Below are 13121 nucleotides of genomic sequence, written 5' to 3'. Positions count from 1 at the left end.
TGCTGTATACATATAGACGTTCGCGCGCGCGGCGCGATGCCTGCTAACGGGTCAGCCCGAAGATGAACCCCTGCGTCAGGGCGTATCGCACCATGCGATCACGTCGTCGACATAGTCGGCGAATTCGCTGATGCCGTGGTCGCTGCCCTCGATCAGCCGCGTGGGCACGCCCGCGTAGTGCGCGAGCATTTCGCGATAGTCGAGCACCTCGTCGCCGGTGGCGGCTATCAGCCAGTAGCGCTCGGGACGCGTCACGTGCGCGACCGCCAGCGTGCGCAACTCGTCCAGATGGCGCGGTTCGACGACGATGTTGCCGCCGCCATGCCAGAGCGGCTGCTCGCCCAGATACTTCGAGAGATCGCGGTCCGGCACCACGGCCGGATTGAGCAGCACGGCGCGCCAGCCGTGCTTTTCGGCGAGATGCGTCGCGAAATAGCCGCCGAGCGAACTGCCGATCAGCGTGACGCGCTCGTCCGGCTGCAAACGCCCGGCTCGCTCGCCGATTTCGTGCTCGGCCAGTGCGATCGCCGCAAGCGGCGAGACCGGAAGCGTCGGGCAGAGCCATTCGCCGGCACGCCCCAGAACGTCGAGGCGCGCCGCGAGCAGCCGCGCCTTGAACGACTGCGGCGACGAGCGAAAGCCGTGCAGATAGACGATCACGCGGCACTCCGTGCCGAGAGCGCGTCCAGCAACTTCTGATGCACGCCACCGAAGCCGCCGTTGCTCATGACGAGCACCTGGTCGCCGGGGCGGGCGGCGGCCACCACCGCGTTCACCAAGGCGTCGAGGTCGTGGAACGCATGCGCCTTCTCGCCAAGCGGCGCCAGCGCGCCCGCGAGATCCCAGCCGAGCGCGTCCTTGCCGGCCTGCGCACCATAGCCGAACACGAGATCGGCGTCGGCGAGACTCGCGGGCAACTGGGCCTTCATCACGCCGAGCTTCATCGTGTTCGAGCGCGGCTCCAGTACGGCGAGGATGCGGGTGTTGTCGCGTCCTACACGCGTACGCAGGCCGGCGATCGTCGTCTCGACCGCGGTGGGATGATGCGCGAAATCGTCGTAGACGGTCACGCCGTCCACGCTGCCGCGCACTTCCATGCGGCGCTTCACGTTGCGAAAACCCGAAAGCGACTGGGCGGCCTGCGCAGGCGGCACGCCGACACTGCGCGCGGCCGCAATCGCCGCGAGCGCGTTCTGACGGTTGTGCTCGCCCTGAATCTGCCAGTCCACCACGCCCACGCGCTCGCTGCTGTGATAAACCGCGAAACGCTCGTCGACGGGCACGCCGTCCTCGGCCGGCAGCGCCTGCCAGCCGCCCGCCACGCCAAAGCGCTCGACTTCGCTCCATACGCCGCGCGTGAGCACGCGTTCGAGCGCGTCCGAGCGCCCGTTCGTCACGATGCGGCCGACACCGGGGATCGTGCGCACGAGGTGATGGAACTGCGTCTCGATGGCGGCGAGATCGGGAAAGATATCGGCGTGATCGTATTCGAGGTTGTTCAGCACGGCCGTGCGCGGCCGGTAGTGGACGAACTTCGAGCGTTTGTCGAAGAAGGCCGTGTCGTACTCGTCGGCTTCGATCACGAAGAAGCTCGAATCGGTGAGCCGCGCCGACACGCCGAAATTGAGCGGCACCCCGCCGATCAGAAAACCGGGATTCAGGCCGGCGTCCTCCAGCAGCCACGTGAGCATCGAGCTCGTGGTGGTCTTGCCGTGCGTGCCCGCCACCGCGAGCACCCACTTGTCGCGCAGCACATGCTCGCCCAGCCACTGCGGCCCGGACGTATACGGCAGGCCGCGATCGAGGATCTCCTCCATCAGCGGATTGCCGCGCGAGACGACGTTGCCGATCACATAGAGATCGGGATTCAGTTCGACCTGGCTCGCGTCGTAGCCCTCGATCAGGCGGATGCCCTGCGCTTCGAGCTGGGTGCTCATCGGCGGGTACACCCCCGCGTCGCAGCCGGTCACGGTGTGGCCCGCGCTGCGCGCGAGCACGGCGAGACCGCCCATGAACGTACCGCAGATGCCGAGGATATGGATGTGCATAAGCCTTGCGCGCCGCATGGGCGCCGGAAAACGGGTTATCGGGGTTGCCGGGGGGTTGCCGGAATCGGGAGGCGCGAAGACGGCGGCGTGCGCCGCCGAAGCAAAGAGCGATATTGTACCCGAGGCGCCCCGCGCGTTTTCGGCGCAAGGGCCCGGGCCCGGCGCCTTGCACCGCGAAGGCCCGGGGACATTCTCTAGTATGATTCGAGGATGGTTCGCAGATCACATTTCGATCCGCAACGCGTGCGCGAGGAAATCGCCATCGCGGCAGCACGGATGATCGCCGAGGATGGCCTCGACTACGCAACGGCCAAGCGCAAGGCAGCACGGCAGGTCGTGGGGGAAACGCGCATCGAAGGCACCTGGCTGCCCGATAACGACCAGATCGAAGAAGAGATCCGCGAGTATCAGGCCCTGTTTCAGGGAGAAAGCCAGCCGGCGGTGCTGCGGCACCTGCGCGAGATCGCGCTCGACTGGATGAAGCGGCTCGAAGCCTTCAACCCGTTCGTGACGGGTGCGGTGCTCAACGGCACGGCGGGCGAGCACTCCGACATCCATTTGCAGATCTTTTGCGACAACCCCAAAGACGTCGCCATCTGGTTCCTGAATGCGAATGTGCAGTACGACGTATCGGAGACCCGCCACTTCGCCGCGCGCGGTTACGTGGAAACATTGAGCTTCATCTACAAGGCTTCGCGTGACGGGGAGCCGGTAGGCATCCACGTCGCGCTCTACGATACCGACGACTTGCGCGGCGCCGTGCGTGCCGACGCGCGCGGGCGCCTCGCACGCGCGAATGCGCAGGCACTGCGGGCCTTGATCGACCAAAGCGACGAAAGCGGCGGTGCGGCTTCCTGAGCCATGTTTCACCCTTCATTCAACCAGCACGATCAACTGAAAAGCGCAGCGATGAACACGAAGCGGATTCTGGCCGGCCTCGCAGTAGCGGCGGTGGCCGCCGGCGGCGGCATTCTGGCGGGACATTGGGCCAACGGCGGCGATACCGGCACGGCCGATGCGGCGTCGGTCTCGGGCAAGCAGGACGCCGTCGGCCAGCTCTGGACGGCGGCCGTCACGACGCCCGACGGCAAGCCCCAGTCGCTCGCGCTCTACAAGGGCCGGCCGATCGTGGTGAACTTCTGGGCTTCGTGGTGCGGTCCGTGCGTCGAGGAGATGCCGGAACTCTCGGCGCTGCAGCGCGAGTACGCGAAGAAGGGCATCCAGTTCGTCGGCCTTGGCGTCGATTCGAGCGCGAACATCAAGACCTTCCTCCAGAAAGTGCACGTGGACTACCCCGTCTATGTCGCCGGCTTCGGCGGCGCCGACGTTGCCCGCGCGTTCGGCAACACGGCCGGCGGCCTGCCTTACACGGTCGTAATCGATGCGAACGGCAACGTACGCGCGACAAAATTAGGCCAAATCAAGCCGGACGAGCTTCGCCGAACCCTTGACGCACTTTGACGCCGTGGAATATTTGACCGGAACTTAACACCCGTATTGCTATTTTTGTCGCAGAATTTACAGCTTTTGACGGAAGATCCACGATTCCGCCGGGTTTCGGGCAGAGTCAGGGTCATATCACCCGCTCGGAAAACTAGACAAATTTCTCTAATCGGCGATAAAGTTCGCGCAACTCCACGGAAATGAAGCGACCATGACGCGACTGCTGGTTCTGCACGGCCCCAACCTCAATCTTCTCGGCACCCGGGAACCCGAGGTGTATGGGCGCGTGACGCTCCCGCAGATCGATCAGGCGCTGGCCGACCGCGCCGCGGACGCAGGCGTCGATCTGGCGACCTTCCAGAGCAATCACGAAGGCGCCCTCGTCGACCGCATCCAGGCCGCCCGTGCCGAGCAAACCGACTTCATCCTGATCAACCCGGCGGCATACACGCATACCAGCGTGGCGATCCGGGACGCACTGGCTGGCGTCGGCATTCCGTTCGTCGAGATTCACCTGTCCAACGTGCATCGCCGCGAGACCTTTCGGCATCACTCGTATTTCTCCGACCAGGCCGAGGGCGTCATCTGCGGCCTCGGCTGGAAGGGCTATCTGTACGCCCTCGAATACGCGCTCGACCGGCTCGCCGCCGGCAAGCGCGGCTGATTCGCGGATCGCGCGGGTGAGCCAGCCGACGCATTCGGACAGCAAGACAGACAACACCAATCCCGTGCCGGGGCTCGCGCCCCGGCACCTCACGTATTCAAAGGGGCTGCACCATGGATCTACGTAAGCTGAAGACTCTGATCGACCTCGTCTCCGAATCGGGTATCTCGGAACTCGAAGTCACTGAGGGCGAAGGCAAGGTGCGTATCGTCAAGAATGCGCCACCGGTTTACGTGCAGCCGGCGCCGGCCCAGTACGCCGCCCCGGCCATGGCTCCGCTCGCGGCGTCCGGCCACGCCCCCGAAGCGGCCGCCCCCGCCGCTGCCGCACCGGCCGTTCCGCAAGGCCACGTCGTGACCTCGCCGATGGTCGGCACGTTCTACCGCGCACCGTCGCCGGGCGCCGATCCGTTCGTCCAGGTCGGCGACACGGTCAAGGAAGGCCAGACGCTGTGCATCATCGAAGCGATGAAGCTGCTCAACGAAATCGAGTCGGACGTGGCCGGCGTGGTCAAGGAGATCCTCGTCGACAACGGCCAGGCCGTCGAATACGGTCAGCCGCTGTACGTGATCGCCTAAGGCCGGGGGCGCATACCCACCATGTTTGAAAAAATCCTCATTGCCAATCGCGGCGAAATCGCGCTCCGTATCCAGCGCGCCTGCCGCGAGCTCGGCGTCAAGACGGTCGTCGTCTATTCGGAAGCCGACAAGGAAGCCAAGTACGTGAAGCTCGCCGACGAGGCGGTCTGCATCGGCCCGGCTCCGTCGAACCTGAGCTACCTCAACATGCCGGCGCTCATCAGCGCGGCCGAGGTCACCGACGCCGAGGCGATCCACCCCGGCTACGGCTTCCTCTCCGAAAACGCGGACTTCGCCGAGCGCGTCGAGCAATCGGGCTTTACGTTCATCGGCCCGCGCCCGGAAACGATCCGCATGATGGGCGACAAGGTCACGGCGAAGCAGACGATGATCAAGACCGGCGTGCCGTGCGTGCCGGGCTCGGAAGGCGCACTGCCCGACGATCCGAAAGAAATCGTGAAGATCGCGCGCACGATCGGCTACCCCGTCATCATCAAGGCTTCAGGCGGCGGCGGCGGTCGCGGCATGCGCGTGGTGCACACGGAAGCGGCGCTCGTGAACGCGGTCAACATGACCAGGGAAGAAGCGGGCCGCGCCTTCGGCAACCCGCAGGTCTACATGGAGAAGTACCTCGAGAACCCGCGCCACATCGAGATTCAGGTGCTCGCGGACTCGTTCAAGAACGCCGTGTGGCTCGGCGAGCGCGACTGCTCGATGCAGCGCCGCCACCAGAAGGTGATCGAAGAAGCGCCGGCGCCGGGCATCGCGCGCCGCCTGCTCGACCGCATCGGCGACCGCTGCGCCGACGCCTGCAAGAAGATGGGCTACCTCGGCGCGGGCACGTTCGAATTCCTGTATGAGAACGGCGAGTTCTACTTCATCGAGATGAACACGCGCGTGCAGGTCGAGCATCCGGTCACGGAGCTGATCACCGGCATTGACATCGTGCAGGAACAGATCCGCATTGCGGCCGGCGAGAAGCTCTCGTTCCGCCAGCGCGATATCCAGTTGAAGGGCCACGCGATCGAGTGCCGTATCAACGCCGAAGATCCGTTCAAGTTCACGCCGTCGCCGGGGCGCCTCACGTCGTGGCACATGCCGGGCGGTCCTGGCGTGCGCGTCGACTCGCACGCCTACAACGGCTATTTCGTGCCGCCGAACTACGATTCGATGATCGGCAAGCTGATCACCTACGGCGCGACGCGCGAGCAGGCGATTCAGCGCATGCGCATCGCGCTCTCGGAAATGGTGGTGGAAGGCATTTCGACCAACATTCCGCTGCACCGCGAGCTGATGCTCGACGCGAAGTTCGTCGAAGGCGGCACGAGCATTCACTACCTCGAAAGCCGTCTGGCCGAACGTCAGGCTGTAAAGAAGGACGAAGCGTAATTCATGAGCTATCGGGAACTGATCGTCGAGCTTGAACGAGACCGCGCGGAAGAACTCTCCGACGCGCTGATCGAGCTCGGCGCGCTGTCGGTGTCGGTGGAAGACGCCGACGCCGACACGCCCGACGAGCAGCCGCTCTTCGGCGAGCCCGGGCTCACGCCCGAGCGCACCGCGTGGCAGCATTCGCGCGTGATTGCGCTGATCGGCGACGACCAGGATCCGGCCGTGCTGCTCGCGGCCGCTTCGAACGAACTCGGCCTCGCCGAGACGCCGAAGTTCTCGCTGCGCGAAGTCGAGGAACAGGATTGGGTGCGCCTCACACAATCCCAGTTCGAGCCGATCCCGATCGGCAAACGCATCTGGGTCGTGCCGTCGTGGCACGACGCGCCCGATCCCGACGCGCTCGTGCTCGAACTCGACCCCGGTCTCGCCTTCGGCACCGGCAGCCACCCCACCACGCGCCTGTGCATGGAATGGCTCGAAGAGCACGTGAAGCCGGGTCTTTCTCTGCTCGACTATGGCTGCGGCTCGGGCATCCTCGCGATCCTCGCGAAGAAGTGCGGCGCCGCCCCCGTGATCGGCATCGACATCGACCCGCAGGCCGTCGAATCGGCACGCCATAACAGCGCGCGCAATCATGCCGATGTCACCTATGGCCTGCCGGACGACTGCCCTCCGGGCGAGTTCGACATCGTCGTCGCGAACATCCTCTCGAATCCGCTCAAGCTGATGGCCTCGATGCTCTCTTCGCGCGTGAAGCCGGGCGGGCGCCTGGCGCTCTCGGGCATCCTCGCGCGCCAGGCCGAGGAAGTCGCCCGGGTGTACGAACGCTGGATCGACATCGCGGTATGGCGCGAGCACGAAGGCTGGGTCTGCCTCGCGGGTACGCGGCGCGGCTAGCCGCGGATTGCCAGTAGAATGGCGGGTATCGCCAACCTCCCGGTCCCGGCCCACATGCTCCTGGCAACGCGCTGCCCTTTCTGCGAAACCGTCTTCCGTGTTCAGCCCGCGCAGCTTGCCGCGCGCCGCGGCCTCGTGCGCTGCGGTCATTGCAGGGAAACGTTCGACGCGTCGGGCAGCCTGTTCGAACTGGCCGAGGGCGGCGATTTCGCAAGCGCCGTGCCTGTCGGCGCCGATATCGCAGCGGGCCTGTTCGCACCCGCGCCCTCTGCCGCTCCGCCCGACTTTCCCTCACACGCCTCGGCAGCACCGGTCGCACCCGATTTCTCGGCCAGCGCATGGGATCCGTGGGCACCGCGTGCCGACAGTCGCATCGACCCTGGCCTGCAATACAACGCCGACCACCTGCCGCGCGCCGGGGCAGCGCCCGCGGTCACGCCCGGCGTCGAGTCGGATGCCGGGCACTACGACGAGCCCACGCTCGCGGCACCTTCCACGCGTGACGAGCCAGCCGCTCAATGGCGCCGCGTCGAACCCGACCTCACCGAGCCCACCCTTTCGGCGAACGAAGCTTCGGCCGCTGCGGTGAACGATCCCGAACCGGTGTTCTCGCGCAGTCCTGCCGCAGCGGCAGCCGCGCCCGCGTTTGGCGCGCTCTCGCCGAACGACGGCGCCGAGCCCTTCGCCGTGACGCGGGAAGCGCCCGCGCGAGCGCCGCGCCGCACCGGCTGGCGCATCCTGGGGGGCTTGCTCGCGATCGTGCTGCTGGCTTTGCTGGGTGCCCAGCTCGCGTGGTGGCTGCGCGAAACCGTGATGGTCTACTGGCCCGGCTCGCAGCCGCTCTACGTAGAGGCCTGCGAGCAGCTCGGCTGCCGCGTGCAGCCGCCGCGCGACATCGACGGCCTGCAGGTAGAGCCGTCCGATCTGCGCCAGGTCGACGATCCTCACCATCTCGAACTGAAGGTGCCGCTACGCAATCATTTCAGCGTGGCGCTCGCGTACCCGGCCATCGAGCTCACACTGCTCGACCGCCAGAACAACGTGGTCGTGCGCCGCGTGCTGTGGCCGCAGGACTATGTCCCGCCCGGCACGCGCGTCGACGCCGGCCTGCCCGCGCGCACCACGCAGACGATGATCGTGCGGCTCGATACCGGCAGCGTGGTTGCGTCGAACTTCCGCATCGAGATCTTCTATCCTTGATGCCCGTTTCGTTTGCGGCGCCGTCTGCGGGCGGCCCGCGCGTTCCCTGTGTCCGGATGACCGGACGCGCCTCTCACCACACTATGAATTCCCGGAGAGCACATCATGAGTCAAGTTACGCTGGGTGGTAACCCGATCGACGTCGCAGGCACGTTTCCGTCGGTCGGCCAGAAGGCGCCGGCGTTCTCGCTCGTCGGCAAGGATCTGAAGCCCGTCTCGCTCGCCGACTTCGCCGGCAAGCGCAAGGTGCTGAACATCGTCCCGAGCCTCGACACGCCGGTCTGCGCCACCTCGACGCGCAAGTTCAATGAAAGCGCCGGCAAGCTCGACAACACGGTCGTCGTGGTCGTCTCGGGCGACCTGCCGTTCGCCGCTTCGCGCTTCTGCTCGACCGAAGGCATCGAAAACGTCGTCACGGCCTCGACGTTCCGCGGCCATGACTTCGCCCAGGCCTACGGCGTGGACGTGACGAGCGGCCCGCTCGCCGGCCTCACCGCGCGCGCGGTGGTCGTGCTCGACGCGAACGACAATGTCGTCTACGCCGAGCGCGTGGGCGAAATCAAGAACGAACCGAACTACGACGCTGCCCTCGCAGCCCTGAAGTAATCCGGCGTTCGCGCGCGCTGCGGCGCGCGCCTGTCTTTCCTGCTTCTCTCCCGCTTTTTCCCGCTTCTTACTTTACGCATTACAGGAACCCAGCCTTGGCTACGCTGATCTGCGGCTCGCTCGCCTACGACAACATCATGACCTTCGAGGGTCGCTTTCGGGAGCACATCCTGCCGGAGCAGGTGCATATCCTGAACGTGAGCTTCCTCGTGCCGACGATGCGCCGCGAGTTCGGCGGCTGCGCCGGCAACATCGCCTACGCACTGCATCTGCTCGGCGGCGACGCGCGCATCATGGCAACGCTCGGCGGCGCCGACGCCCAGCCCTATATCGAGCGCCTCGACACGCTAGGCCTCTCGAAGGCGCACGTGCGCGTGCTGCCCGACACCTGGTCGGCGCAGGCGATGATCACGACGGACTTCGAAAACAACCAGATCACGGCATTCCACCCGGGCGCGATGATGCAGTCGCACCTGAACCGCGCCGACGAAGCGCCCGGCATCAAGCTCGGCATCGTCGCACCGGACGGCTTCGACGGCATGGTCCAGCACGTCGAACAGTTCGCCAGCGCCGGCACGCCCTTCGTTTTCGATCCGGGCCAGGGCCTGCCGCTCTTCGACGGCGCTTCGCTGCGCCGTGCGATTGAACTTGCGACCTATGTCGCGGTCAACGACTACGAAGCCAATCTTGTCAGCCATCGCACCGGCTGGTCGTTCGACGAGATCGCCAGCAAGGTCGACGCGCTGATCGTCACGCGCGGCGAGCACGGATCGCAGATCTATCACAGCGGCAGCATCGAAGAAATTCCTGCGGTGCAGGCCGAACGTGTGCTGGATCCGACCGGTTGCGGCGACGCGTTCCGCGGCGGCCTGCTCTATGGCATCGAGAACGGCCTCGACTGGGCAACCACCGGGCGGCTCGCAAGCCTGATGGGCGCGCTCAAGATCGAACACCAGGGTCCGCAGAACTACGCGCCCACGCGGGTGCAAATCAATGAACGGTTCAAGGCAGCGTTCGGGTACGAGCTGCCGAAATGAGCCGAGGCCCGACGGGGGGCCTTTGGGAGCTACGGGAATGAAAATAACAAGTTGTCTGATTGCGGCAGCCGCGATCGCGGGTTCGCTCGCGATGTCGGGCTGCGCATATAACAGCAGTTCCGCCGACGTCTACACGGCGTCGCAGGCGCAGCGCGAGCAAACGGTCCGCATGGGCACAGTCGAGAGCGTACGCGCAGTGAAGATCAGTTCCAACAACGGGCAGCCTAGCGGACTTGGCGCCATCGGCGGCGGCGCGCTGGGCGCCGTGGCGGGTAGCCAGATCGGCGGCGGAACGGGTTCGATCGTGACGGGCATCATCGGCGGCATTGCGGGCGCCGTGGCCGGCAACGCGATCGAGAACGGCGTCGCGATGCGCGATGGCCTCGAGATCACGGTGCAGCTCGACAACGGCGACCTGCGTGCGATCACACAAAGCGCCACGGGCGAGGTCTTCAACGCAGGCGACCGCGTGCGCCTGCTCTCAAGCGGTGGCGTGACCCGGGTCACCCACTAAAGCCGGTTTTCCCCTGTACCGCGGCGGCGCCTCGCGCCATAAGCGGAACCTCAGGCGCATGCGCTCCCCTGTGCATGCGCCTTTTTTCATGCGCCGCGCCTGACCAGCGAGCAAACAGGACGGAGGCAGGCCCCAAGGGCAAGACGAAAAAAATCCCGCCACGGGCAAGCCCGCCGACGGGATCACGTTCGGACCTCGAAATTGCCTCGAGGCTGGCCGAACTGCGAGGCACGCACGCCGCGCGCCTCGCCTGGTACTGCGTATTACGGACGGCTGCCGGTCGGGAACGGCCATGCTGCAGCCGGGTTCAGCGCCGTCTTCACCGTTGCTGCCGGCGCGGCCGGTTGTGCAGCAGCGGGGGCAGCAGGCGCGGCAGCGGCAGCCTTCTTCGCAGGCGCTTTCTTGGCAGCCTTCTTCGCGGCAGCCTTCTTCGCAGGCGCCTTCTTCGCGGCAGCCTTCTTCGCAGGCGCGGCCTTCTTCGCGGCAGCCTTCTTCGCCGGTGCGGCCTTCTTCGCGGCAACCTTCTTCACCGCGACCTTGCGGGCTGCAACCTTCTTCGCCGCGGCCTTCTTCGCCGGTGCTGCCTTCTTCGCAGCAACCTTCTTCACCGCGACCTTCTTGGCTGCAACCTTCTTCGCTGCGGCCTTCTTCGCCGGTGCTGCCTTCTTCGCAGCAACCTTCTTCACGGCGACTTTCTTCGCTGCGACCTTCTTGACTGCAACCTTCTTCGCAGCAGCCTTCTTGGCCGGTGCAGCCTTCTTCACTGCGGCCTTCTTCGCCGCCGGTTTCTTCTTGGCAAGTGCCATTTTCTTCTCCTTCAAGTTCAGATGAGAGTCAGTTCAAACAACACCCTTCGTCAAAACCCGCTTCCCGCAAACGCTTCTCAGGGCGCACGCTACGAAGCGGGCTATTCATCGGCGTACGCTGATCCCGCGCGCTTACGCTAATGAATGCGGTAAGGCGCGCCGTGCCTTCGGGCACAGCGCGCCAGGTCAACCCGGCGTCGGATACCGACACCGGCCAACGTTCGTTGAGGGCGCGGGGGCCACGATGCGTGGGGCCCGCGCCTTTTTCCGGGGGGAAGTTTGCCCATCCCTCTGAAGGGTTCGCAAAGTGCCGGTCATATCGATGAGCCGCCAAGGCTCCGGCCAGGCTTTGCATCAGGCGTTCCTGCTCCTAATCATCCAGCCGGCACTCGCGCATCGCGTGGCGCGGCCGGCAACCCCAAAAGACTTGATCCGCAGTGCGCCCGGCTCACTCCCAGGACAACGCACCGCCCGTCTGATATTCGATTACGCGCGTCTCGAAGAAGTTACGCTCCTTCTTCAAGTCGATCATCTCGCTCATCCACGGGAACGGGTTCTCTTCGTTCGGGAACAGCGGATCGAGTCCGATCTGCTGGCAACGACGGTTGCAGATGAAGCGCAAATAGCTCTTGAACATCGCCGCGTTCAGACCCAACACGCCGCGCGGCATGGTGTCTTCGGCGTAACGGTATTCGAGGTCCACGGCCTTGCGGAACAGATCAGCGATCTCCGCACGGAATGTGGGAGTCCACAGGTGCGGGTTCTCGAGCTTGATCTGGTTGATGAGGTCGATGCCGAAGTTACAGTGCATGGACTCGTCGCGCAGGATGTACTGGTATTGCTCCGCTGCGCCGGTCATCTTGTTCTGGCGGCCCAGCGCGAGAATCTGCGTGAAGCCGACATAGAAGAACAGGCCTTCCATGATGCAGGCGAACACGATCAGCGACCTGAGCAGCGTCTGGTCGGCTTCGGTCGTGCCTGTCTTGAAGGCGGGATCGGTCAGCGTCTGGATGAACGGGATCAGGAACTCGTCCTTGTCGCGGATCGACTTGACCTCGTGGTACGCGTTGAAGATCTCGCTTTCGTCCAGACCCAGCGATTCGACGATGTACTGGTAGGCGTGCGTGTGGATCGCCTCCTCGAACGCCTGGCGCAGCAGGAACTGGCGGCATTCGGGGGCCGTGATGTGGCGGTAGGTGCCCAGCACGATGTTGTTCGCGGCGAGGGAGTCGGCGGTCACGAAGAAGCCGAGGTTGCGCTTGACGATGCGGCGCTCGTCCTCGGTCAGGCCGTTCGGATCCTTCCACAGGGCGATGTCGCGGGACATGTTGATTTCCTGCGGCATCCAGTGGTTCGCGCAACCGGACAGGTATTTCTCCCAGGCCCACTTGTACTTGAACGGGACCAGCTGATTGACGTCGGTCTGGCCGTTGATGATGCGTTTGTCGGCGACATTCACGCGCGCTTCGGACGACACCGGCGCAGCCGGCGGCGGGGCAACCGCGAAGTCGCTGGAGAAGATGTTCTCCGCCGTGGAAACCTGAGGAGCAAAACGCTGACCGAACTGCACGTCGGCGTTCGAGACGGCGAATCCCGCGGGGTTGCGCATCGTGTTTTGCTGCGCACCGCTCGACGGAGTTACGGCCGTGTTCTCGTCATCCCAGTTGAGCATAAATGTCACCATCAATTTAGATCGGTTTGTACCATCTTTTCGTGAGCGATAAAAGGGTTCGCACACGAAAATTCCTTTTTTCGAATCGCGTTGCGACGTGCATACAACACTTTGTGATTGCAGCGAGTCGATCACGTCGTATGAGCGATGCGATGACGACGCATTCGAAGGTCGTTACTTGATTCGAGTGAGCCGCATTTGCGTTGCGTGCTGCGTGTCCCGAGTACATCGGCGAAGACGCCAGGGATTCCTGATGCCTTGCTC

The 13121-nt window shown here is 65.0% G+C and carries 15 protein-coding genes; 10 read left to right on the top strand and 5 right to left on the bottom strand.

Going from position 1 to position 13121, the window contains the following annotated elements; translation table 11 throughout:
* Positions 1-75 precede the first annotated feature (75 nt).
* Together WJ542_RS06425 and mpl are read right to left on the bottom strand one after the other, a co-directional pair.
* Positions 76-660: a YqiA/YcfP family alpha/beta fold hydrolase gene (locus tag WJ542_RS06425; protein ID WP_411188480.1), complete on the bottom strand. Its 585-nt coding sequence runs from the start codon at positions 658-660 to the stop codon at positions 76-78.
* Positions 657-2048, bottom strand: coding sequence for a UDP-N-acetylmuramate:L-alanyl-gamma-D-glutamyl-meso-diaminopimelate ligase (mpl, locus tag WJ542_RS06420; protein WP_411188479.1), 1392 nt, complete (start codon positions 2046-2048; stop codon positions 657-659). The genes WJ542_RS06425 and mpl overlap by 4 nt, the downstream gene beginning before the upstream one ends.
* A gap of 210 nt (positions 2049-2258) precedes the next feature.
* On the opposite strand from mpl, the gene WJ542_RS06415 reads away from it, so the two are divergent.
* The 10 genes from WJ542_RS06415 to WJ542_RS06370 all read left to right on the top strand — a co-directional run bounded on the left by WJ542_RS06415 (position 2259) and on the right by WJ542_RS06370 (position 10379).
* Positions 2259-2906, top strand: coding sequence for a UDP-N-acetylmuramate--alanine ligase (locus WJ542_RS06415; RefSeq protein ID WP_411188478.1), 648 nt, complete (start codon positions 2259-2261; stop codon positions 2904-2906).
* 51 nt (positions 2907-2957) lie between these two features.
* Complete coding sequence (locus tag WJ542_RS06410) at positions 2958-3509, top strand: TlpA family protein disulfide reductase (protein ID WP_411190491.1); 552 nt, start codon at positions 2958-2960, stop codon at positions 3507-3509.
* 193 nt (positions 3510-3702) lie between these two features.
* Entirely contained in the window at positions 3703-4155 is a 453-nt protein-coding gene (gene aroQ / locus WJ542_RS06405) for a type II 3-dehydroquinate dehydratase (protein WP_411188477.1), read from the top strand.
* A 113-nt stretch (positions 4156-4268) separates the two neighbouring features.
* Positions 4269-4733, top strand: coding sequence for an acetyl-CoA carboxylase biotin carboxyl carrier protein (accB, locus tag WJ542_RS06400; protein WP_411188476.1), 465 nt, complete (start codon positions 4269-4271; stop codon positions 4731-4733).
* 21 nt (positions 4734-4754) lie between these two features.
* Positions 4755-6122: an acetyl-CoA carboxylase biotin carboxylase subunit gene (gene accC, locus WJ542_RS06395; RefSeq protein ID WP_411188475.1), complete on the top strand. Its 1368-nt coding sequence runs from the start codon at positions 4755-4757 to the stop codon at positions 6120-6122.
* Between the two features lie 3 nt (positions 6123-6125).
* Complete coding sequence (gene prmA, locus WJ542_RS06390) at positions 6126-7022, top strand: 50S ribosomal protein L11 methyltransferase (RefSeq protein WP_411188474.1); 897 nt, start codon at positions 6126-6128, stop codon at positions 7020-7022.
* Positions 7023-7076: 54 nt separating this feature from the next.
* Entirely contained in the window at positions 7077-8222 is a 1146-nt protein-coding gene (locus WJ542_RS06385; protein WP_411188473.1) for a zinc-ribbon and DUF3426 domain-containing protein, read from the top strand.
* Positions 8223-8327: 105 nt separating this feature from the next.
* Positions 8328-8828, top strand: a complete 501-nt coding sequence (gene tpx, locus WJ542_RS06380) for a thiol peroxidase (protein ID WP_027794365.1) — start codon at positions 8328-8330, stop codon at positions 8826-8828.
* 95 nt (positions 8829-8923) lie between these two features.
* Complete coding sequence (locus WJ542_RS06375) at positions 8924-9865, top strand: carbohydrate kinase family protein (RefSeq protein ID WP_411188472.1); 942 nt, start codon at positions 8924-8926, stop codon at positions 9863-9865.
* A gap of 37 nt (positions 9866-9902) precedes the next feature.
* A complete protein-coding gene (locus tag WJ542_RS06370; RefSeq protein ID WP_411188471.1) occupies positions 9903-10379 on the top strand; it encodes an outer membrane lipoprotein in 477 nt (158 codons plus the stop codon).
* A gap of 263 nt (positions 10380-10642) precedes the next feature.
* On the opposite strand, the gene WJ542_RS06365 is transcribed toward WJ542_RS06370, so the two are convergent.
* From WJ542_RS06365 to WJ542_RS06355, 3 genes are all read right to left on the bottom strand, one after another.
* Positions 10643-11185, bottom strand: coding sequence for a histone H1-like DNA-binding protein (locus WJ542_RS06365; RefSeq protein WP_411188470.1), 543 nt, complete (start codon positions 11183-11185; stop codon positions 10643-10645).
* A 28-nt stretch (positions 11186-11213) separates the two neighbouring features.
* On the bottom strand, positions 11214-11540 hold the full coding sequence (locus tag WJ542_RS06360) for a hypothetical protein (protein WP_411188469.1): 327 nt from the start codon (positions 11538-11540) through the stop codon (positions 11214-11216).
* Between the two features lie 93 nt (positions 11541-11633).
* Positions 11634-12857: a ribonucleotide-diphosphate reductase subunit beta gene (locus tag WJ542_RS06355; protein ID WP_411188468.1), complete on the bottom strand. Its 1224-nt coding sequence runs from the start codon at positions 12855-12857 to the stop codon at positions 11634-11636.
* Positions 12858-13121 lie beyond the last annotated feature (264 nt).

Source organism: Paraburkholderia yinzeri (genome assembly GCF_046581065.1).
Taxonomy (GTDB): domain Bacteria; phylum Pseudomonadota; class Gammaproteobacteria; order Burkholderiales; family Burkholderiaceae; genus Paraburkholderia.
The sequence above is the reverse complement of the archived record's forward strand: the minus strand, read 5'-3'. Positions and strand labels throughout refer to the sequence as shown.